This is a genomic window from Pseudomonas sp. rhizo66 (genome assembly GCF_031931925.1).
In the GTDB taxonomy this organism is placed as follows: Bacteria; Pseudomonadota; Gammaproteobacteria; order Pseudomonadales; family Pseudomonadaceae; genus Aquipseudomonas.
Genome location: NZ_JAUJWZ010000030.1, coordinates 20318 through 41341, shown reverse-complemented (window position 1 = coordinate 41341; position 21024 = coordinate 20318). Strand labels below are relative to the sequence as shown.

Here is a 21024-nt window from a genome sequence, read left to right as displayed (position 1 = left end):
TACCGATGCCAGCTCTCTACGTGATGATCCCGGCCGCCCTGCTGATCGTGGCCATCGCCGTTTACATCTTCTTCTGGGCGGTGGACAGCGGCCAGTACGACGACCTCGACGGCCCGGCGCACAGCATCCTCTTCGACGATCAGGATCCTAACCACACCGCGGCGGTCGACGAAGCCAACCCCAACAAACCGGACGACAAGGCCCCACCCCATGCTTGAACTGGCGCCACTGCTGGTATCGGCATTGATCCTCGGCTTGCTTGGTGGTGGCCATTGCCTGGGCATGTGCGGCGGCTTGATGGGCGCGCTGACCCTGGCGATTCCCAAGGAACAGCGCAGCCGGCGCTTTCGCTTGTTGCTGGCGTACAACCTGGGGCGAATCCTCAGTTATGCCACGGCCGGATTGCTGATTGGCCTTGCAGGCTGGGCGGTCGCGAATAGCCCAGCGGCATTGTTCATGCGCGTGCTGGCCGGGTTGTTGCTGATCGCCATGGGTTTGTATCTGGCCGGTTGGTGGAGCGGGCTGACGCGCATTGAAAGCCTTGGACGCGGTCTGTGGCGCTACATTCAACCGGTCGCCAACCGCCTGCTACCAGTGTCGAGCCTGCCCCGGGCGCTATTGCTTGGCGCGTTATGGGGCTGGCTGCCGTGCGGGCTGGTTTACAGCACGCTGCTGTGGTCAGCGAGTCAGGGCAATGCACTGGACAGTGCGTTGTTGATGCTCGCGTTCGGCCTCGGCACCTGGCCGGTGCTGCTCGCCACAGGCCTTGCGGCGGAACGCGTCACTGCCATTTTGCGTAAACGCAGCGTGCGCATGGCCGGTGGATTGCTGGTGATCCTGTTTGGTATCTGGACATTGCCCGGCCCGCATCAGCATTGGCTCATGGGCCATTAAGATCAAAAGATCGCAGCCTTCGGCAGCTCCTACCTTTGGAATGCGTTTCCCTGTAGCTGCCGAAGGCTGCGATCTTTTGATCTTATGCTGTTGATGCAAATCAAGAGCCCCACCACCGCCCCCCGATAGACTCGCCACACTGCCAGCCTATCCGGGGGAATGCCCGCATGCTCGACGCCATTCGTTGGGACTCTGATCTGATCCGCCGCTACGACCTGGCGGGGCCGCGCTACACCTCGTATCCGACGGCCGTGCAATTTCACAGTCAGGTCGGCACGTTCGACCTGTTCCATGCCCTGCGCGATAGCCGCAAGGCCCTGCGCCCGTTGTCGCTGTACGTGCACGTGCCGTTCTGCGCGAACATTTGCTACTACTGCGCCTGCAACAAGGTCATCACCAAGGATCGTGGTCGCGCCCTGCCCTACCTGCAGCGGCTGGAGCAGGAAATCCAGTTGATCGCCTGTCACCTCGACCCGGCCCAGAAAGTCGAGCAACTGCACTTTGGCGGTGGCACGCCGACTTTTCTCAGTCATGACGAACTGCGCCAGTTGATGGCGCACCTGCGCAAGCATTTCAATCTGCTGGATGATGATTCCGGCGATTACGGCATCGAGATCGACCCGCGTGAAGCCGACTGGTCGACCATGGGCCTGCTGCGCGAGCTCGGCTTCAATCGGGTCAGCATCGGCCTGCAAGACCTCGATCCGGCGGTGCAGCGTGCGGTCAATCGCCTGCAAAGTCTGGAGGAAACCCGCGCGGTGATCGATGCGGCGCGCACCCTGCAGTTTCGCTCGATCAATATCGACTTGATCTACGGCTTGCCCAAGCAGACCCCGGAAAACTTCGCCCGCACCGTTGAGGAAGTCATCAGCCTGCAACCGGACCGACTCTCGGTGTTCAACTATGCGCACCTGCCGGAGCGTTTCATGCCGCAGCGGCGGATCAACAGCAATGAACTGCCTGCGCCCGCGCAAAAACTGGAAATGCTTGAGCGCACCATCGAGCAACTGACCGCCGCCGGCTATCGTTACATCGGCATGGATCATTTCGCCCTGCCCGATGATGAGCTGGCCATTGCTCAGGAAGAAGGAACCCTGCAGCGCAACTTCCAGGGTTACACCACTCACGGCCATTGCGACTTGATTGGTCTGGGGGTTTCTGCGATTAGCCAGATCGGTGATCTGTACTGCCAGAACAACAGCGATCTCAGCCAATACCAGAACACCCTCGCCGCTGCTCAACTGGCGACCAGCCGGGGCCTGGTGTGCAATGCCGATGATCGCTTGCGTCGCGCGGTGATCCAGCAGTTGATCTGCAATTTCAGCCTGGAATTCGCCGCGATCGAGCAGCAGTTCAACATCGATTTTCAGGGTTATTTCGGCGCGCTGTGGCCGCAGCTGCAAGGCATGGCCAGCGATGGCCTGATTGAACTGGATCGCGAGCGGATCGTCGTGTTGCCGGCAGGACGTCTGCTGGTGCGCTCGGTGTGCATGGTGTTCGATGCATACCTGGAACAGCAGAACCGTCAGCGTTTTTCGCGGGTAATCTAGTTTTTTGTCAGCAACGAACCAACGCTCAGATTCTGATCCGCGGTCAGCCCGGACTGCCCGACCACTTTGGACAAAGCCAGATTGGCCGTGATCAGACCGGTATTCAACGCGGCGATGGCGCCGCGCAGTGCAGCAGCCTTGATGATCTTTTCTTCGTTGGAAAGGCGCTTGTCGGCCATGATCGCTTCGATGAGTGCCTTTTTCTCGGCAATCTGTTTTTGCAATTTGCGGATCATCTTCAGCAATTGCTGGATGTTCTCGGGGAGGCCGCTGTTCTCGATATCGCTGTTTTCGCCCCCGACACTGGCGGATTTTGCAATCGATGCACCGGACAGCGACACTTTGACGCCCTCGACCAAGGTCGGGGTTGCCTCTTCGGACAAACCGGGATCGCGCGCATTGCCGGACGCAACTTTAAACGCTTCCGGCGTTGCCGCAATGTCGCTGCTACCGGGGCCCAGCGTACCAATGGCGGCCATCGAATCGTTCCTTGTATGCACGTTGATACCTGTTTATCGGCTGCTGGCCCTGCGGCTTTACGCCCGTAGGGCAAAGTCGCCCCAGACTGGCCTGAATGTCCTCCCGTGGGTTACCCTTACGGCTTATGTGTGTTTTCCCACAAGGATCTAAGAAATGTCCGAGCCAGTTAAACTGCGCGCTCACAACCAGGCCCATTGCAAGGATTGCAGCCTGGCCCCTCTCTGCCTGCCACTTTCTCTGAATCTGGAAGACATGGATGCGCTGGACGAGATCGTTAAACGCGGCCGCCCGCTGAAAAAAGGCGAGTTCCTGTTCCGCCAGGGCGACACGTTCGATTCCGTTTATGCAGTACGCTCCGGCGCCCTGAAGACCTTCAGCCTGAGCGACGGCGGCGAAGAACAGCTCACCGGTTTCCACCTGCCGAGCGAACTGGTCGGTCTGTCCGGCATGGACACCGAGAAACACCCGGTGTCGGCCCAGGCGCTGGAAACCACCTCGGTTTGCGAAATTCCCTTTGAACGCCTCGACGAACTGGCCCTGCAACTGCCGCAACTGCGCCGCCAGTTGATGCGCGTGATGAGCCGCGAAATCCGCGACGACCAACAGATGATGTTGCTGCTGTCGAAAAAAACCGCTGACGAGCGCATCGCCACATTTCTGGTCAACCTGTCGGCACGCTTCCGCGCTCGCGGTTTCTCCGCCAACCAGTTCCGTCTGAGCATGTCGCGCAATGAGATCGGTAACTATCTCGGTCTGGCCGTCGAAACCGTGTCTCGTGTGTTCACGCGTTTCCAGCAGAACGAACTGATTGCCGCCGAGGGCAAGGAGATTCACATCCTCGACCCGATTCAGCTCTGCGCGCTGGCCGGTGGTTCGATCGAAGGCTGATCTCGATCCGCGGTTGAGCGAAGCGTTTCAGCCGCGGGTATACTGCGCCGTTTGCAGCCCTGCCAGGACACCTCGACGATGGTCTTCGACTCCTTCGACATCAAATCGCTTATCCGCCCTGTGATCGACTTCCCGAAACCGGGCGTGATCTTCCGCGACATCACCCCGCTGTTTCAATCGCCAACGGCCCTGCGCCTGGTGATGGACAGCTTCGCCCACCGTTACGTCGAAGCTGATTTCACCCATATCGGCGCGATGGATGCCCGAGGTTTTCTGATCGGCTCGGTGTTGGCCTATCAGTTGAACAAACCACTGGTGCTGTTCCGCAAGCAAGGCAAACTGCCGGCGGACGTGCTGGCCGAAGGTTACGCGACCGAATACGGCGAAGCGTTCCTGGAAGTGCACGCCGACAGCCTGTGTGAAGGCGATTCGGTGGTGATGTTCGATGATTTGATCGCCACCGGCGGGACGTTGATTGCAGCAGCCAACCTGATTCGCCGCATGGGCGCGCGGGTGCATGAGGCGGCGGCGATTATTGATTTGCCGGAGCTGGGCGGGTCGCAGCGGCTTGAGGACATGGGCATTCCTAGCTTCTGCCTGACGCAGTTTGCCCTGACCGATAAATAGTAAAGATCAAAAGATCGCAGCCTTCGGCAGCTCCTACAGGGAAACACACATCCCTATGTAGGAGCTGCCGAAGGCTGCGATCTTTTGCTTCTAAAGCCCCATCTGCTTGCTGATGATCTCGTTCATCACCTCTCGCGTCCCGCCGCCAATCGACAGAATGCGATTATCCCGATACAGCCGCTCCACCAGACTCTCGCGCATGTAACCAAGCCCGCCAAGAATCTGCACCGCCTCGGTGGTGATCCGGTCCGAGGTGTCCGTGGCAAAGTTCTTCGCCATGGAAATTTCCTTGATCACACTCTGCCCCGCCGCCATCTTCGCCGCTTGCCGGTAAGTGAATTCCCGCGATACCTCAAGCGCTGTGGCCATCTCGGCGAGGCGATGCTTGATCACCTGAAACTTGCCGATCGGCTTGCCAAACGCTTCGCGCTCGCGTGCCCACTTCAGGCTTTGCTCCAGCGCAAGCTGTGAGGTCATGTTGGCCATCAGCGCCAGTGCCAGTCGTTCACTCTGAAAATTGCCCATGATGCAGGCGAAGCCCATGTTCTCGGCGCCGATCAGGTTTCCTGCAGGCACACGGCAATCGTCGAGGAACAACTCAGCCGTGTCCGACGCCCACCAACCCATTTTTTTCAACTGACGGCCAACGATGAAGCCCGGCGTACCCTTCTCGATCAGCAGCAGGCTGATGCCGCCAAACCCCGGCGCACCGGTACGCACCGCGACGGTGTAGAAATCCGCGCGCACGCCACTGGTGATAAAAGTTTTGCTGCCGCTGACGCGATAGACATCGCCGTCGCGCACGGCGCGGGTTTGCAGGTTGGCGACGTCGGAGCCGCCGCCCGGTTCGGTGACCGCCAGGGCGCTGATCTTCTCGCCACGGAGTACTTGCGGCACGACGCGCTCGCGCACTTCGGGGCGAGCCCATTTGACGATCGGCGGCAGGCCGATATCCAGCGAGCCCAGCCCCGCTACCACGCCGCCAGAGCCGCAACGCATCAACTCCTCACTGGCGGCGACCTTGGCGAACAGATCGCCTTCATGGCTGCCTCCCAGCGCTTCCGGGTAACCGATGCCGAGGATGCCCGCCGCGCCAGCCTTCAGATACAACTCACGGGGAAAGCTTTCGGCTTCTTCCCACTGATCGATGTCCGGCAGGATCTCGCGTTCGACGAAACGCCTGACGCTGTCGCGGACCAATTGATGGCTGGGGTCGAAGTATTCCTGAAAGGCAGGCATGGGCGAGCTCCACGGAAGGGTTCACCGAACTTAACCGAGCGCTTGCTTGGTTTACAAGGTACAGAAGATCAAAAGATCACAGCCTTCGGCAGCTCCTACAGGGAAACGCGTTCCAAGGTAGGAGCTGCCGAAGGCTGCGATCTTTTGATTTTTATTAGAGGGAAATCGGTTTACGCCCGGCAAACGAATGCGCCAGCGTGCCGCCATCGACCAGCTCCAGCTCACCGCCCAACGGCACGCCGTGAGCAATCCGCGAGGCGATCAGGCCTTTGTTGCTCAACAGCTGAGCAATGTAATGCGCCGTCGCCTCACCTTCCACGGTCGGGTTGGTCGCGAGGATGACCTCGGTAAACGTACCCGCCTCTTCAATCCGCGCCATCAGCTGCGGAATACCGATTGCCTCCGGCCCCAGGCCATCGAGCGGCGACAAATGCCCCTTGAGCACAAAGTAGCGCCCACGGAAACCGGTCTGCTCGACCGCATACACATCCATTGGCCCTTCCACCACGCACAGCAAGGTGTCGTCACGGCGGGTATCGGCGCATTGCGGGCACAGATCGTCTTCGGTCAGCGTACGGCACTGGCGGCAGTGACCGACCCCTTCCATGGCCTGGCTGAGGGCCTGGGCCAGGCGCAAGCCGCCACTGCGGTCACGCTCGAGCATCTGCAACGCCATGCGCTGGGCAGTTTTCTGACCCACGCCCGGCAAGGTGCGCAAGGCGTCGATCAGTTGGCGAATCAAAGGGCTGAAGCTCATGGGTAAAAAGTCCGACAAAACAACGAGACGCGGTTTATACCCGCGCCTCTGGCCAGCGTCAAATACTCAGTCCTGGGCGACCTTCACCACCAGTTTGCCGAAGTTGCGCCCCTCGAGCAGACCGATAAACGCCTCCGGCGCCTGCTCAAGGCCTTCCACCACGTCCTCGCGGAATTTCACCTTGCCATCGCGCACCCACGGCACCATGTGGCTGATGAATTCCGGCTGCCGATCACCATAATCATCGAACACGATGAAGCCCTGAATGCGCACGCGTTTGGTCAACAGTGTGCGTTGCAGCATTGGCAGACGATCCGGGCCTTGCGGCGCTTCGGAAGCGTTGTAACCGGCGATCAGGCCGCACAGCGGAATGCGCGCCTTGGGGTTGAGCAACGGCACCACGGCATCGAACACATGCCCGCCGACGTTCTCGTAATAGATGTCGATGCCATTCGGGCAGGCCTTGGCCAATTGCTCGGCAAAATCGGGCGCCTTGTGATCGATACAGGCATCAAAACCCAACTCTTCGACTACGTATTTGCACTTCTCGGCACCGCCGGCCACACCGACTGCGCGCAGGCCTTTGATCTTGGCCACTTGGCCGACCACCGAGCCGACCGCGCCGGATGCAGCCGCCACCACCAGCGTTTCGCCTTCTTTAGGCTGACCGATGTCCATCAGCCCCATGTACGCGGTCATACCGGGCATGCCCAACACACCCAGTGCCATCGACGGACTCGGCAACCCGGCCGGGATCGGAATGATATTGCGGCCATCGCTGATGCTATGGCTCTGCCAACCGGTAGCGCCGACCACCAGATCGCCTTTGTGGAATTTTGGATGACGCGAATCTTCGACACGGCTGACCGCGCCGCCGGTCATCACTTCGCCGATTTGCACCGGTGCGGCGTAGGACGGTGCGTCACTCATGCGCCCGCGCATGTAGGGATCAAGGGACAGGTAGAGGGTTTTCAGCAGCACCTGGCCATCCTGCAGATCCGGCAAGGCTTCGCGTTCGAGGCGGAAGTTTTCCGGGGTCGGCGCGCCAACCGGACGCGAGGCGAGGACAAAGCGTTGATTGAGGGTGAGAGGATCGGACATGTCAGCGTCTCCTGTGAAGTGTGAATTCAGCGGGTATAGGGAGCAGACCGTTGAGGCTTTTGCGCGTTCGATGTTTATTCAGTTGTAACGAGGTGAGTTCATTCGCGAGCAGGCTCGCTCCCACCTTTGGAATGCATTTCCCTGTGGGAGCGAGCCTGCTCGCGAAGGCGACCTCAAAGACACCGCACTTCCAAGAGTCAGAAACAAAAATGCCAGGCGCAATGCCTGGCATTTTGTGTAGCTCATCTGCCGCCGAATGGCGAATCAGAATGGCAGTTTCATACCGGCCGGCAGGTTCATGCCGGCGGTCATGTTGCCCATTTTGTCCTGGCTGTTCTTTTCGATCTTGCGCACAGCGTCGTTGACGGCAGAGGCAATGACCGCTTCCAGCATCTCTTTGTCGTCTTCGCTCATGCCTTCGACCAGGCTTGGGTCGATGCTCACGCTTTTGACGTCGTGACGACCGGTCATCACCACGGTGACCATATCGCCGCCGGCCTTACCGGTGACTTCGGCGTTGGCCAGTTCTTCCTGCATCTTGGCCATTTTTTCCTGCATCTGCTGCGCCTGCTTCATCAGGCCGGCCATGCCACCTTTCATCATGGGAATCACCTCAAAAGTACTTGGATCAAAACAGCGTCCGGCCAGCGAGGCCGGGCACCTTCAGTTATTAGCCTTGGGCGACCAAGGCGTCGACAGGTTCAATAGTATCGTGTCGCACCACCGCGCCGAACTGCTGAACCATCTGCTGGATGAACGGATCGCCGTGGATCGACTCTTCCGCCTCGCGCTGACGGTTGGCGCGCCGGCGGGAGGCGGCTTGCGCCGGGGTTTCCTGCTCGGGCTTGATCAGCTCGATGGTCAGGCTCAGCGTGCGACCGTGGAACTGGTTCAACGCGTCGTTCAGACGTCGCTGCTGCGTGGCGTTGAACAAAGCGCTATGCGCCGGATCGAGGTGCATCAGCCAATGGTCACCATCGACGGCGATCAGCGTGCAGTTGGCGGCGATGCTCCCGGTCATGCCGGAGATCGGCAATTTCGGGAACAGCTCCAGCCACTGCAACGCCAGCCCTGTGGCCGGTGCCGCAGCCGGTTCTGGCTCAGGTTCCGGTGCCGGCTCGGCGGCGTGTTCGCTGGCCAGTTCATCGAGGTAGCTGTAAGCCGAATCCATGTCCGGTTCGATGTAATCCTCGTCCAGCGGCGGCTCGTCGTCCAGATCAATGCCCGGGGTGGCGGCATCGACGTCGGCGACCGACGGCTCGGGAATCGGCGCGGCGGCCCACTCAGGCGCCTCCGGAACGACGCTGTCCGGAGTCGGCAGCGGCATCGGTGGCAACTCGGGTTGCTCGGCGGTGGTTTCCAGTACCGGTTCGACCGCGGGTTGCTGCGCAGGCTCGGCTTCAGCCTCGGGTTCTACCGGGTCATTCCACGGCAGGTCGACGACCTCTTCGGCGACGACCGACGCCGGTTCAGGCTCTGGCGCGGCGACCGGCGCAACCTGCGCAGGCTCGGGAGCCGGTGCAGGGGTTGCAACAGGCGCCGGCGCTGGAACCGGCGCAACCGCCGCAGCGACTACCGGCGCAGGTTCAGGCGCGGCAGCCACTGAGTTTGCGGAATCAACTGTGGCCTGGCTGATCCCCACTGGCTTTAGCGGTTGCCTCGGGGCGTCCGCGGTATCGGCGGGCCGGAACGCGAGCATCCGCAGCAGGACCATTTCGAAGCCACCGCGCGGATCCGGCGCCAGCGGCAAATCGCGGCGGCCGATCAGGCCCATCTGGTAATAGAACTGCACGTCTTCGGCCGGCAAGGCCTGCGCCAGTGCCAACACGCGATCGCGATCGCCGTGCCCGTTGTCGACACCTTCCGGCAACGCCTGAGCGATGGCCACGCGGTGCAGCACGTTGAGAATTTCCGAGAGCACGCCGTTCCAGTCCGGGCCTTGTTCGGCCAGGTGACGCACGGCTTCGAGCAACGCCTTGGCGTCACCTTCGATCAATGAATGCAGGACGTCATAGACCTGACCATGATCCAGCGTGCCAAGCATTGCTCGCACGTCGGTGGCCAGAACCCTGCCTTCACCGAAGGCAATCGCCTGATCGGTGAGGCTCATGGCATCACGCATCGAACCGTCAGCGGCGCGACCGAGCAACCACAGTGCATCGTCTTCGAACGGCACGTTTTCGGCGGTCAGTACGTGGGTCAAATGCTCGACCACACGCTCCGGCGTCATGTTCTTCAGCGAGAACTGCAGGCAGCGCGACAAAATCGTTGCCGGAAGTTTCTGCGGATCCGTGGTCGCCAGGATGAACTTGACGTACGGCGGCGGCTCTTCGAGGGTTTTCAGCAGCGCATTGAAGGAATGGCTGGAAAGCATGTGCACTTCGTCGATCAGGTAGACCTTGAAGCGCCCACGGCTTGGGGCGTACTGCACGTTGTCGAGCAGTTCGCGAGTGTCTTCGACCTTGGTGCGGCTCGCGGCGTCGATCTCGATCAGGTCGACAAAGCGCCCTTCGTCGATTTCCCGGCACACCGAGCACTCGCCGCAGGGGCTGGAAGTGATACCTGTCTCACAGTTCAGGCATTTGGCAATGATCCGCGCAATCGTGGTTTTACCCACCCCACGCGTACCGGTGAACAGGTACGCGTGGTGCAGCCGCTGGCTGTCCAAGGCATTGATCAGAGCCTTGAGCACATGGGTCTGGCCGACCATTTCGCGGAACGAGCGCGGACGCCATTTACGTGCAAGAACCTGATAACTCATCGAAAACCGTCGCAACGAAGGAAGCTGAAGCGGCTAATGCTAGCGGAGCAAGGGCAAAATTGCATCCGGTGTCCTCGTCTAATATGGCTAAGCTGCATGAGCAGAGGCTTTTATCGGCTCGGGATCGGGAATTACCGGAGCGTTTATGCGGTGGGCCGTGGGGGCGTTGCTGGGAATCAGTCTGAGCGTAACGGCAGCGGAAACCCCGTTGCGCTTCGCCATGCCCGACAGCTGGGCGATGCCGATGGTGCAATTCGAACGCGGGCGCCCGACCCAGGGCATCCTCTACGACCTGATGCTCAGCCTGGCCACCCAGGTCGGCGTTCCGGCCGAATTTAGCGTCCTGCCTCGCGCCCGCGTGCAGACCGCCATGGAACACGGCGATATCGACGTGCGCTGCTATGCCGCGCAGTCGTGGCTGCCGAATCAGTCGGGGGATTACATCTGGAGCATTCCGCTGCTGTTTCAGCGTGATCTGCTGGTCAGCCGCAAAGATCAACCCGCCAGCGCCAACCCCGCGCACCTGCCCCGCCAAGCCATCGGCACCGTTCTTGGCTACACCTACCCGACTCTGCAACCGCTGTTCGATGCCGACCGACTACAACGCGAAGATGCGCGTAATCAGGAGCAGGTGCTGGAAAAACTGCTGGCCGGGCGTTATCGCTATGCGGTGAGCAACCAGTGGACGCTGGACTGGTTCAATCAGCGATTGATGCCGGAGCAACAACTGCAAGGGGTAGCGGTGTTGCAGGAGCAGAAGGTCGGTTGTTATGTGAGGAATGATCCGCAGGTGCCGGTGCAACGGATACTGCGCACGTTACTGCGGATGAAAATGTCGGGGGAGATTGATGAGATTATCCGGCTCTACACCGGCCACTCCGACAACGCCCCATAACCTCGTGGGAGCTGGCTTGCCAGCGATTGCAGATTTTCAGTCAAATAGATGAACCTGACCCACCGCTATCGCTGGCAAGCCAGCTCCCACAGATTCCTCATCAACAGATGGGATTTGTGTCGATTTGGTAAATCGCAGGCACAAAAAAACCGCAGTGGGCGAAACCCATGCAGTTCTGGTTGAAGCGTTCGATTGTTCGTTAAGGTGGTAACCCCACCAGCCACACCCCGGCACACAATGTTCCCGCTGTGGCTGCTGCCTTCCGGCTCTGACCAGGTTCACGGGTAATCGTTGCGGGGGGACCGATGGGGTCACCATAACGACGCTTGCCTGTCGGCGAGCCGCGCCATTGTACCTATCTGAGACGAAGTTACAACCGTTGGTTGCAGAATAAAAATATGAACGGGTTCAAGGACATAAAGATCGCAGCCTGTGCCAGCGCCTACAGGGCCAGAACTTCATCCGCCCTGCCGCCCGCCTGCTGGATCACCAGATGAATAAAGTGCAGTTTGGCAATCGCCGGCGCCGGCAATACGAACGGATAGAAATCCGGCTGGCCCATGCTCCGTGACAACTCATTGAGCATCCCGGCCAGTTCAATCCACGCGTTGACGAACGACAAAAAAGCCGCGCCGCCGGGATGCTCCGGGTCGTACAGCGTGCTGGTGGGAAACGGCTGGTAATCAAAATCCATTTCCCGCGCGCTCATGCCAAAGCCCAGCGCCGTGTCCACCGCGTCCATCATGTGCAGGTAATGCGCCCAGGTTTCCGCCCAGTCTTCCCACGGATGCATGGTTGCGTAGGCGCTGACGTAATGCTGCGGCCAGTCCAGCGGTGCGCCTTGTTGATAGTGACGATCGAGCGCTTCGGCGTAACTGGCGCGTTCATCGCCGAACAGACTGCGGAATGAATCGAGCCAGGGGCCGTTGGCGATCAGGCGATCCCAGTAGTAATGCCCGACCTCATGACGAAAATGCCCGAGCAGTGTGCGGTAGGGTTCGTGCATCGCCGCCCTCACCTGCTCGCGATGGGCGTCGTCGGCTTCCTTGATGTCTAGGGTGATCAGGCCATTGGCGTGGCCGGTCATCGGCGCGTTGCCTTCGAGGTCGACGCCAATGAAGTCGAACGCCAGCCCGGTGTCTTCATCGACGGTTTTCGAGATGACTTGCAGGCCGAGGGTGATCAATTGCGCAACGAGGCGGCGCTTGGCGATTTCGACTTTGCGCCAACGCTCGGGGTTGTCCGGGGTGGACAGGTCGGGGATGGTGCGGTTGAGGCTGCAAGCGATGCACAGGCTGTCGTGATCGTTGGCCGGCAGCAGCCAGTTGCACGCGGCAGCTGTATCGAGGTTGGCGCAGCGGCGGAACAGCCCGGCCTCGGGGTCAGCGTCGAGCGTCCAGGTGCCCTCGTATGGCCCCGGTTGCAGCGAAGTCAGGCGACTTTCTTCGGGTTGATAACCAAGCAATGCGTTGCAGGCCAGGCACTGGCTGTTGCGAAAGAACAGCGACTGGCCGCAGCGGCACGGCCAGACTTTGCTGTTGCGTGAGGACTCGCCCATGAACGGCGCGATGATGCGGGAACTGAGCTGCTCGAAAAAGCGGTGCATGGCGATCTCTCCCTGGGGCTTGCCAAGACTAGATCATTCTCGCGGGTTGATCGTTCCAACGCTCTGCGTGGAAAAATCAAAAGATCGCAGCCTTCGGCAGCTCCTACAGGAGATCAGTGAACACCCGCGTTATCGTGGTGGAACATTAACCCTGTAGGAGCTGCCGCAGGCTGCGATCTTTTGATCTTAAACGGCGACGCCGTGGGTTTTGAGGAAGGCGATGAAGGTTTCTTCGTCCATCACCTTCACGCCCAGCTCATTGGCCTTGGTCAATTTGGAGCCGGCGCCGGGGCCTGCGACCACGCAATGGGTCTTCGCCGACACCGACCCTGCGACTTTCGCGCCAAGGCTTTCCAGATGCTCCTTGGCGACATCACGACTCATCAACTCAACCTTACCGGTCAGCACCCAGGTCTCGCCGGACAATGGCAACCCTTCAACGACTTTCTTCTCGCTCTGCCAGTGCATGCCGAAATCGCGCAGTTGCTTCTCGGATTGCTCAGCCAGTTGCCGATGCTCAGCCGACGCAAAAAACTCGCGAACCGAATTCGCCTGCTTCTCCGGCAACGCCTGGCGCATGTCCAGCCAGTCCGCGTTCATCACTGCTTCCAGCGAACCAAACTTGTCCGCGAGTTTCTGCGCGCCGCCCGGGCCGACCGAAGGAATGTGCAGCTTGTCGAGGAAGCCGCCCAGCGTGGTGCTGGCAGCAAACTCGGCGCCCAGCTCACCCTGATCCTGAATCTGCAGACCATGGCCCAGCAACTCAGCGATGACCTGCCGGTTATGCGCATCTTCAAAGAAGCTGTGAATCTCGTGCGCCACTTCCAGCCCGACATCCGGCAGGTAGGTCAGCACCTGCGGCAACGCCTGCTGCACGCGGTCCAGCGAACCCAGCGAGCGCGCCAGCACCTTGGCGGTCTCTTCGCCGACATCGGGGATCCCCAGCGCATAGATGAAACGCGCCAGCCCCGGTTCCTTGCTGTCTTCGATGGCCGCCAGCAGTTTGTTGCTCGACACCTCGGCAAAGCCTTCCAGATCGACGATGTCGTCGAACTTCAGCGCATACAGATCGGCCGGCGAACTGACCAGACCTTCGTCCACCAGTTGCTCGACACTCTTGTCACCCAAGCCTTCGATGTCCATCGCCCGACGCGAGACGAAATGAATGATCGCCTGCTTCAACTGCGCACCGCAGGCCAGACGCCCGACGCAGCGATACACAGCGCCTTCGCTGACGGTTTCCTTGCCCTTGCTGCGCTTGATCAGTTGCGTGCGCTCGACGTGCGAACCACACACCGGGCAGCTCTCTGGAATCTGCACCGCGCGCGCGTTTTCCGGGCGGCGATCCATGACCACTTGCACCACTTGCGGAATCACATCACCGGCGCGGCGGATGATCACGGTGTCGCCGATCATCAGGCCCAGACGCGCAACTTCATCCATGTTGTGCAACGTGGCGTTGGCCACGGTGACACCGGCAACTTTCACCGGTTTCAGACGCGCCACCGGCGTAACGGCGCCGGTGCGGCCTACCTGGAATTCCACATCGAGCAGCTCGGTGAGTTCTTCCATCGCCGGGAATTTATGCGCAATCGCCCAACGCGGTTCGCGGGCGCGGAAGCCCAGTTCGCGCTGGTCGGCAATGCTGTTGACCTTGAACACCACGCCGTCGATTTCATAGGCCAGCGCGTTACGGCGCTCGCCGATGTCACGGTAGTACTCCAGGCATTCGCCGATGCCCTTGGCCAGCTTCAGTTCGTGGCTGATCGGCAGGCCCCACTTCTGCAACTGTTTGAGGTTGCCGATGTGGGTATCGGAAATATCGTGGGAGACCTGACCGATGCCGTAGCAGCAGAATTCCAGCGGACGGTTGGCGGTGATCTTCGAATCGAGCTGACGCAAGCTGCCGGCTGCGGCGTTGCGCGGGTTGGCGAAGGTCTTGCCGCCGACTTCCAGTTGCGAGGCGTTGAGCCGCTCGAAACCGGCCTTGGACATGAATACTTCACCGCGCACTTCCAGGGTCGCCGGCCAGCCTTCGCCGTGCAGCTTCAGCGGAATGTTGCGCACGGTGCGCACGTTGACGCTGATGTCTTCGCCAGTGGTGCCATCGCCGCGTGTGGCGCCGCGCACCAGCACGCCGTCCTGATACAGCAGGCTGACCGCCAGGCCATCGAGTTTCGGCTCACAGCTATATTCCACCGCCGCACCGCCACCGAACAGATCGCCGGCCGGCAGGTCCAGACCTTCGGTCACCCGGCGATCGAATTCGCGCATGTCGGTTTCTTCGAAGGCGTTGCCGAGGCTGAGCATCGGCACTTCGTGACGCACCTGGGTGAACGCGGTCAGCGCCACGCTGCCGACGCGCTGGGTCGGCGAGTCGCTGGTGATCAGTTCCGGATTGGCCGCTTCCAGCGCCTTGAGCTCGTGGAACAACCGGTCGTACTCGGCGTCCGGAATGCTCGGCTCGTCGAGGACGTGGTAACGGTAGTTGTGCTGATCGAGTTCAGCGCGCAGCTCTAGAATGCGGTTTTTGGCGGCGGTCATGGGTGTTCTCTCATAAAGCAAAAGAGCAGCCGAGGCTGCTCCAGTTTCATCCTTAAAAGATCGCAGCCTCGTTGCACTCGACAGCTCCTACAGGATCGCGATCCTCTGTAGGAGCTGCCGAAGGCTGCGATCTTTTGATCAGGCCTTAGCGCTTCTGGGTCAATGCGCGGCGTTCGAATTCAACAATGCGCTGACGGTAGTGTTCGATGGTCTGCGCGGTGAGGACGCTGCGCTGGTCATCTTTCAGTTCGCCGTTCAGCTCCTGCGACAGCTTGCGAGCGGCGGCCACCATCACGTCGAAGGCTTGCTTCGGATGACGCGGGCCTGGCAGGCCGAGGAAGAAGCTCACCGCCGGGGTGCTGAAATGGTCGATGTCGTCCAGATCGAAGATGCCCGGCTTGACCGCATTGGCCATGGAGAACAGCACTTCACCGTTGCCGGCCATGCTTTCGTGACGGTGGAAAATATCCATCTCGCCGAAACGCAGACCGCTTTCGAGAATGTTCTGCAACAGCGCCGGGCCTTTGAAGCCAGCGGCGTCACGGCAAATCACGCTGATCACCAGGACTTCCTCAGCTTGCGGCTGATCCTTGTCGGCCACTGCCGACGCAGGCTTGCTGCCTTCAACAAAATCGTCGTCACGGCTGCTGAAGCTCGGGCCGCCGTCCAGATCCAGGTCGAGGTTCAGGTCGCCCTGAGCCGGGCCGTTGCTGCCACGCTTGCCACGTTTCGAACCCGATTCGCGAGGCTCGCGTGCTTCGCGGGCCGGCATGCTCACCGACGGCAGATCGTGTTCATCCAATTGCGGCTCTTTATGAGTGTCCAGCACGCGAGCCGGGCCCAACAGCTCAGCGCTGGTGTCCTCGTCCGGCAGGTTGGACAGACTTCGGTCAAGACGGAATTTCAGTTTTCCCTTGCCGCCGCGCATACGGCGCCAGCCATCGAAAAGAATACCGGCTATCACAATGATGCCGATGACGATCAGCCACTCGCGCAGACCGATTTCCATGTAATCCCGTGCCTCTATAAAAAATGCTGAAAAATAAGGGGTTTACATTGTGCAAACCGCTTTAAAACGTGGCGCCAACTCTATGTTCTGACAGGCGTTTTGCCCACGTATACGAAAAATTGACATTAAACTAGCACGACCAAAGACAACTTTACACCGTCTGTCTCATTGGCTTGCGCGAATATGTCGATTGGCCAGCAAGTCGAGCCCCGGTAAAAAAGTCCTACAACCCCCAATTACCTTTCCGACACCACGCTGGCTCAGGCGTCCACCATCGCCATCGCCTCCTCGACATCCACGGCTACCAGTCGCGAACAACCCGGTTCATGCATCGTTACGCCCATCAACTGCTCGGCCATTTCCATGGCGATCTTGTTATGGGTGATGTAGATGAACTGCACGGTCTGCGACATCTCTTTGACCAAGCGTGCGTAGCGTCCAACGTTAGCGTCATCCAGTGGCGCGTCAACCTCATCGAGCATGCAGAACGGCGCCGGGTTCAATTTGAAGATGGCAAAAACCAGTGCCAGTGCGGTCAGGGCTTTCTCCCCGCCGGAGAGCAAATGGATGGTGCTGTTCTTCTTCCCGGGCGGCTGCGCCATGATCGTTACCCCTGTATCGAGTAGATCTTCGCCCGTCAGTTCCAAATACGCGCGCCCGCCACCGAAAACTTTCGGGAAAAGCGCCTGTAAACCGCCATTGATCTGATCAAAGGTATCTTTGAAGCGGTTACGGGTTTCCTTGTCGATCTTGCGAATGACGTTTTCCAGGGTCTCCAGCGCTTCGACCAGATCGGCGTCCTGCGCATCCAGATAACGTTTACGCTCGGACTGTTGCGTGTATTCGTCGATGGCCGCGAGGTTGATCGCGCCCAGGCGCTGAATCCGCGCATTGATGCGTTCGAGTTCTTCCTCGGCTTCGCGTTCACTGGCTTGAGCTGTCAAGGTCGCGAGCACGCCGTTGAGATCGTAGCCGTCTTCGAGCAATTGATCCTGCAACGCCTTGCGGCGCACGGTCAGGGCTTGCCATTCCATGCGTTGCTGTTCGAGTTGGCCGCGAATCAGTTGCGACTGCTGCTCGGCCTGAGTCCGGCGTTTTTCTGCGTCGCGCAGTTCACGGTCGGCATCTTCCAGCGCGATCTGCGCGGTTTTCAGTTCTTCGTCGACGGTCATGCGCTTGTCGAGCAGTTCTTCGAGTTTCAGGCGCAGCTCTTCCAGCGGTGCCTCGCCCTCCTCCAGATTCAGACTCAACTGCTCGCGCTTTTCGGTCAGGCGCTCGGCCTGCATTTCCAGGCGTTCCAGCGCCTGTCGCGTGGAGTCGTGCTGCGCGCGCAACGAGCCTAGACGCACGGCCAATTGATGCGCATGGTCCTTGTGCTGCCGCGCTTCCTGACGCACGCGGTCGAGGCGTTCGCGCAGGCTGTCGCGCTGAGCCAGCAGTAACTCGCGCTGCTCGGTGTCCAGCGCCATGGCATCCAGCGCTTCCTGCAATTGCATGCGCGCTTCGCCGATCTGTTCGTGCTCGAGTTCGCGTTGTTCGCCGAGCTCGACCAGCTCCTCATCGAGGCGCGTACGACGCAAAGTCAGCTGTTCGGCCTTGGCTTTGCCGGCGGACAACTGAGCTTTCAGTTCGCCTTGCTGACGCGCTTCGTCTTGCAGCAAACGGCGCAAATGTTCTCGACCGTTTTCCTGCTGGCGCTGTTGCGCACGCAGGGTTTGCAAACGGGTTTCCATGGCCTCGACCGTAGCTTCTTTCTCTTCGCGCTCAAGGTGCAGCGCTTCGATTTCCTGACCACGGGCGAGCATGCCGCTCTCCGCTTCGCTGGCCCGGCGCACGCGCAGGAAGTGCCGGCCGACCCAGTAACCGTCGCGGCTGATCAGGCTCTCGCCAGCGCTCAACTGCCCGCGCGAGGCCAAGGCCTGCTCAAGGCTGTCGACCGGCTTGACCTGACCGAGCCACGGCGACAGATCGATCTGCGCGTCGACCTTGTCGAGCAAACTGCCCGCAATCCGCACGCCATCGCTGGCCGGGCTGAGCAGGCGCAGATCGCCTTGAGTGAAACCGGATAAATCAAAACCGCTGAAATCGTCGACCAGCACCGCTTGCAGATCGGCGCCGAGCACGGTTTCCACCGCCAACTCCCAACCGGCCTCAACCTTCAAACCTTCGGCCAGACGCGGGCGCTCGGCGAGGTTGTGTTCCTTCAGCCATTCGGCGGTGCCGGTGCCCGGATCGAGCGCGGCTTGCTGCAAAGCTTCCAGAGAAGCCAGGCGACCGTTGAGGCGCTGCAAATCGCCCTGCGCCTGTTGCTGCGCGGTCAGCGCTTGCTGCAATTCCTGGCGCAGTTGTTCAAGCTTTTCGACCTGCGCTTCTTCGCTGGTCTGCAAATCTTCGAGGGTCGCTTCGGACTCGGCGAGCTGCTCATTGAGCTCCATGATCGCCGCGTCTTCCGGGTCAGCCGAGAGCAACGCGCGCTCCTCGCCGAGACGCTTTTGCCGGTCAGCAAGGCGTTCCATGCTGGTTTCCAGCTGCTGGATGCGCGACTGCTGCACTTCGGCCTGCCGGCGCGGTTCGGCGGCGGTCAGGTTGAAGGCGTCCCACTGCTCCTGCCAGCCGTGCATGACGCTTTCGGAATCCTCCAGCGCAGCGGCGGCCTCTTCGGCGGCGGCGCTGGTGACTTCCTGCTCGGGGGTGAGCAGGTCCAGCTCTTCGCCGAGGGTCAGCAGCAACGTGCGGTCGTGGCCCAGATGGGATTCGGTTTCCAGACGCGCGCGCTCGGCTTCTTTCAAATCGTCCTGCAACTGCCGCAGACGTTGCTGGCCGTGCTGGATGCTCTGCTCGACCCGGGCGATGTCGCCGCCGACCGAATAGAAGCGCCCTTGCACCAGATTGAAGCGTTCGGACAGGTCATGGTGACCGTCACGCAGGCGTTCGATGGCCGCATCCGCATTACGCTGCTCGGCGACCAGCGCTTCGAAACTGATTTCCTGGGTGCCGATGATCGACTCGCGCTGGCCGACCTGATCGTTGAGATCCTGCCAGCGCAGGGCCGACAGTTGCGCTTTGAGCTGGCGTTCTTCGGCTTTGAATTCCTGGTACTTCTTCGCCGCTTCGGCCTGGCGGTGCAGACGTTCGAGTTGCCGTTCGAGCTCTTCGCGCAGGTCAGTCAGACGCGCGAGGTTTTCGTGCGTGCGGCGGATACGGTTTTCAGTCTCGCGGCGGCGCTCTTTATATTTCGAGATGCCGGCAGCTTCTTCGATGAAGTTACGCAGGTCTTCGGGCTTGGATTCGATCAGCTTGGAGATCATCCCCTGCTCGATGATCGAGTAGCTGCGCGGGCCGAGGCCGGTGCCGAGGAAGATATCGGTGATGTCGCGACGACGGCATTTGGTGCCGTTGAGGTAATAAGTAGTCTGGCTGTCGCGGGTCACTTTACGACGGATGGAAATCTCCGCGTAGGCCGCGTATTCGCCGAGCAAGGTGCCGTCGGAGTTGTCGAAGACCAGCTCGATACTGGCCTGACTCACCGGCTTACGGCTGGTCGAGCCGTTGAAGATGACGTCGGTCATCGACTCGCCACGGAGGTTCTTCGCCGAACTTTCGCCCATCACCCAGCGTACGGCGTCGATGATGTTCGACTTGCCGCAACCGTTCGGCCCGACGACCGCCGCCATGTTACTGGGGAAGTTCACCGTGGTCGGGTCGACGAAGGATTTGAATCCCGCCAGTTTGATGCACTTGAGCCGCACGCTTAGGCAACCGTCAGGGCGGAAACCACCAGATCACAGCTGCGCTGGGCGTAAGCCGTCAGCACGATGCGGATCTGCGGCAAATCACGGGCGAGCACGGCGGCGAGCAGGCGTTCGAACAGTTCAAGGAACTCGCTCATTTCCGCCTTGCGCTGTTCGAGGGCGAGGAAGTAGGCGCGACTCATGGCCGGCTGCAGGTTCTCGACCGTTTCTTGCAGATACGGGTTGTTGGCGAACGGATAGGCGGCGCGCATCACGGCGAAGCTGTCGTCGACGAAGCTGCGAATGTCCTGACGCTCGTAGCTGGCGGTCAGGCGCTGCTGGATCTGCACGAACGGCGCCATGTCCGATTGCACTTGCCAGCCATTGGCCACCGCGTTGCCGAGCAGGATGTACAGCTCGCTCATCAGCGTGCACAGGCTCTGCACCTTGTGCGGTGTCAGCTCGGTGACGTGCGCACCACGGCGCGGCAGGATCGCGATCAGGTGGCGGCGTTCGAGGATCAGCAAGGCTTCGCGGACCGAACCGCGGCTGACATTGAGCGCCAGCGTGACCTTCTGTTCCTGGATGCGCTCTCCCGGCTTCATTTCGCCACGAATGATGCGTTCGGCGAGGTGGTGAGCGATTTGCTCGGCGAGGCTGTCCGGCGCCTTGAACGTCATGGTTGTCCTTCAAACTCTATCGATCTGCACAAGCGGCGCAGTGTAGCGCAAATGCACGGTCATGGCGGAGTGCCCACTCAGCGGTTTTTGGCACGAATCCCGCAAAAAAGCAGGGGATCCAATGAGGGTCAATACTGAATAGATACGTTGTTGATCGTCAAAATGCTTTTTCCTGACCTTTAAGTCAGAAAACCATTGACCGAAAAGTCAGACCTGCTAAATTCGGTTCACGTCGGTTAACAACAATAATGAGTCTGCGAGG

17 protein-coding genes and 1 other RNA gene are annotated in these 21024 nt (G+C 60.4%); 6 read left to right on the top strand and 12 right to left on the bottom strand.

Annotated elements, in window-relative coordinates:
- The first annotated feature begins 5 nt into the window (after positions 1-5).
- The 3 genes from ccoS to hemN all read left to right on the top strand — a co-directional run bounded on the left by ccoS (position 6) and on the right by hemN (position 2444).
- Entirely contained in the window at positions 6-218 is a 213-nt protein-coding gene (gene ccoS, locus QZR14_RS26615) for a cbb3-type cytochrome oxidase assembly protein CcoS (RefSeq protein WP_016984738.1), read from the top strand.
- Positions 211-894, top strand: coding sequence for a sulfite exporter TauE/SafE family protein (locus tag QZR14_RS26610; protein WP_016984739.1), 684 nt, complete (start codon positions 211-213; stop codon positions 892-894). The genes ccoS and QZR14_RS26610 overlap by 8 nt, the downstream gene beginning before the upstream one ends.
- A 167-nt stretch (positions 895-1061) precedes the next feature.
- On the top strand, positions 1062-2444 hold the full coding sequence (gene hemN, locus QZR14_RS26605) for an oxygen-independent coproporphyrinogen III oxidase (protein ID WP_250604025.1): 1383 nt from the start codon (positions 1062-1064) through the stop codon (positions 2442-2444).
- On the opposite strand, the gene QZR14_RS26600 is transcribed toward hemN, so the two are convergent.
- A complete protein-coding gene (locus QZR14_RS26600; RefSeq protein ID WP_250604023.1) occupies positions 2441-2923 on the bottom strand; it encodes a hypothetical protein in 483 nt (160 codons plus the stop codon). The genes hemN and QZR14_RS26600 overlap by 4 nt on opposite strands.
- Before the next feature lie 154 nt (positions 2924-3077).
- On the opposite strand from QZR14_RS26600, the gene fnr reads away from it, so the two are divergent.
- Both fnr and QZR14_RS26590 read left to right on the top strand, forming a co-directional pair.
- Positions 3078-3812 carry a fumarate/nitrate reduction transcriptional regulator Fnr gene (gene fnr / locus QZR14_RS26595; RefSeq protein WP_123448571.1) on the top strand — a complete coding sequence of 245 codons (735 nt, stop codon included), beginning with the start codon at positions 3078-3080 and terminating at the stop codon, positions 3810-3812.
- Positions 3813-3890: 78 nt separating this feature from the next.
- Complete coding sequence (locus tag QZR14_RS26590; RefSeq protein WP_034152844.1) at positions 3891-4439, top strand: adenine phosphoribosyltransferase; 549 nt, start codon at positions 3891-3893, stop codon at positions 4437-4439.
- Positions 4440-4529: 90 nt separating this feature from the next.
- Here QZR14_RS26590 and QZR14_RS26585 read toward each other — a convergent pair whose 3' ends face one another.
- The 5 genes from QZR14_RS26585 to dnaX form a co-directional block, all read right to left on the bottom strand.
- The gene (locus tag QZR14_RS26585; RefSeq protein ID WP_311998175.1) at positions 4530-5678 is read right to left on the bottom strand and encodes an acyl-CoA dehydrogenase family protein; all 1149 of its coding nucleotides are present in this window, start codon (positions 5676-5678) and stop codon (positions 4530-4532) included.
- A gap of 154 nt (positions 5679-5832) precedes the next feature.
- Entirely contained in the window at positions 5833-6435 is a 603-nt protein-coding gene (gene recR, locus QZR14_RS26580; RefSeq protein ID WP_122607290.1) for a recombination mediator RecR, read from the bottom strand.
- Between the two features lie 66 nt (positions 6436-6501).
- Positions 6502-7536 (bottom strand): NADP-dependent oxidoreductase, encoded by a 1035-nt coding sequence (locus QZR14_RS26575; RefSeq protein WP_311998174.1) that lies wholly within the window; start codon positions 7534-7536, stop codon positions 6502-6504.
- 264 nt (positions 7537-7800) lie between these two features.
- Entirely contained in the window at positions 7801-8139 is a 339-nt protein-coding gene (locus QZR14_RS26570; protein WP_016984747.1) for a YbaB/EbfC family nucleoid-associated protein, read from the bottom strand.
- A gap of 67 nt (positions 8140-8206) precedes the next feature.
- Complete coding sequence (gene dnaX, locus QZR14_RS26565) at positions 8207-10297, bottom strand: DNA polymerase III subunit gamma/tau (RefSeq protein WP_311998173.1); 2091 nt, start codon at positions 10295-10297, stop codon at positions 8207-8209.
- A 145-nt stretch (positions 10298-10442) separates the two neighbouring features.
- Between dnaX and QZR14_RS26560 the strand changes: the two genes are divergently transcribed.
- Positions 10443-11192: a substrate-binding periplasmic protein gene (locus tag QZR14_RS26560; RefSeq protein ID WP_311998172.1), complete on the top strand. Its 750-nt coding sequence runs from the start codon at positions 10443-10445 to the stop codon at positions 11190-11192.
- A 211-nt stretch (positions 11193-11403) separates the two neighbouring features.
- On the opposite strand, the gene ffs is transcribed toward QZR14_RS26560, so the two are convergent.
- The 6 genes from ffs to QZR14_RS26530 all read right to left on the bottom strand — a co-directional run bounded on the left by ffs (position 11404) and on the right by QZR14_RS26530 (position 20762).
- Positions 11404-11500: signal recognition particle sRNA small type (ffs, locus tag QZR14_RS26555), an RNA gene on the bottom strand.
- Positions 11501-11634: 134 nt separating this feature from the next.
- Positions 11635-12798, bottom strand: coding sequence for a zinc-binding metallopeptidase family protein (locus QZR14_RS26550; RefSeq protein WP_311998171.1), 1164 nt, complete (start codon positions 12796-12798; stop codon positions 11635-11637).
- A 186-nt stretch (positions 12799-12984) separates the two neighbouring features.
- Positions 12985-15342 carry an NAD-dependent DNA ligase LigA gene (ligA, locus tag QZR14_RS26545; RefSeq protein ID WP_311998170.1) on the bottom strand — a complete coding sequence of 786 codons (2358 nt, stop codon included), beginning with the start codon at positions 15340-15342 and terminating at the stop codon, positions 12985-12987.
- A gap of 145 nt (positions 15343-15487) precedes the next feature.
- Positions 15488-16351, bottom strand: coding sequence for a cell division protein ZipA (gene zipA / locus QZR14_RS26540; RefSeq protein ID WP_311998169.1), 864 nt, complete (start codon positions 16349-16351; stop codon positions 15488-15490).
- Between the two features lie 260 nt (positions 16352-16611).
- Positions 16612-20100: a chromosome segregation protein SMC gene (smc, locus tag QZR14_RS26535; RefSeq protein WP_311998168.1), complete on the bottom strand. Its 3489-nt coding sequence runs from the start codon at positions 20098-20100 to the stop codon at positions 16612-16614.
- A gap of 2 nt (positions 20101-20102) precedes the next feature.
- Positions 20103-20762, bottom strand: a complete 660-nt coding sequence (locus tag QZR14_RS26530) for a GntR family transcriptional regulator (protein WP_250604003.1) — start codon at positions 20760-20762, stop codon at positions 20103-20105.
- Between the last annotated feature and the right edge of the window lie 262 nt (positions 20763-21024).

Coding starts and splice junctions, on each gene's coding strand:
- ccoS (WP_016984738.1), top strand. CDS start 6: ATGCCAGCTCTCTACGTGATGATCCCGGCCGCCCTGCTGATCGTGGCC.
- QZR14_RS26610 (WP_016984739.1), top strand. CDS start 211: ATGCTTGAACTGGCGCCACTGCTGGTATCGGCATTGATCCTCGGCTTG.
- hemN (WP_250604025.1), top strand. CDS start 1,062: ATGCTCGACGCCATTCGTTGGGACTCTGATCTGATCCGCCGCTACGAC.
- QZR14_RS26600 (WP_250604023.1), bottom strand. CDS start 2,923: ATGGCCGCCATTGGTACGCTGGGCCCCGGTAGCAGCGACATTGCGGCA.
- fnr (WP_123448571.1), top strand. CDS start 3,078: ATGTCCGAGCCAGTTAAACTGCGCGCTCACAACCAGGCCCATTGCAAG.
- QZR14_RS26590 (WP_034152844.1), top strand. CDS start 3,891: ATGGTCTTCGACTCCTTCGACATCAAATCGCTTATCCGCCCTGTGATC.
- QZR14_RS26585 (WP_311998175.1), bottom strand. CDS start 5,678: ATGCCTGCCTTTCAGGAATACTTCGACCCCAGCCATCAATTGGTCCGC.
- recR (WP_122607290.1), bottom strand. CDS start 6,435: ATGAGCTTCAGCCCTTTGATTCGCCAACTGATCGACGCCTTGCGCACC.
- QZR14_RS26575 (WP_311998174.1), bottom strand. CDS start 7,536: ATGTCCGATCCTCTCACCCTCAATCAACGCTTTGTCCTCGCCTCGCGT.
- QZR14_RS26570 (WP_016984747.1), bottom strand. CDS start 8,139: ATGATGAAAGGTGGCATGGCCGGCCTGATGAAGCAGGCGCAGCAGATG.
- dnaX (WP_311998173.1), bottom strand. CDS start 10,297: ATGAGTTATCAGGTTCTTGCACGTAAATGGCGTCCGCGCTCGTTCCGC.
- QZR14_RS26560 (WP_311998172.1), top strand. CDS start 10,443: ATGCGGTGGGCCGTGGGGGCGTTGCTGGGAATCAGTCTGAGCGTAACG.
- QZR14_RS26550 (WP_311998171.1), bottom strand. CDS start 12,798: ATGCACCGCTTTTTCGAGCAGCTCAGTTCCCGCATCATCGCGCCGTTC.
- ligA (WP_311998170.1), bottom strand. CDS start 15,342: ATGACCGCCGCCAAAAACCGCATTCTAGAGCTGCGCGCTGAACTCGAT.
- zipA (WP_311998169.1), bottom strand. CDS start 16,351: ATGGAAATCGGTCTGCGCGAGTGGCTGATCGTCATCGGCATCATTGTG.
- QZR14_RS26530 (WP_250604003.1), bottom strand. CDS start 20,762: ATGACGTTCAAGGCGCCGGACAGCCTCGCCGAGCAAATCGCTCACCAC.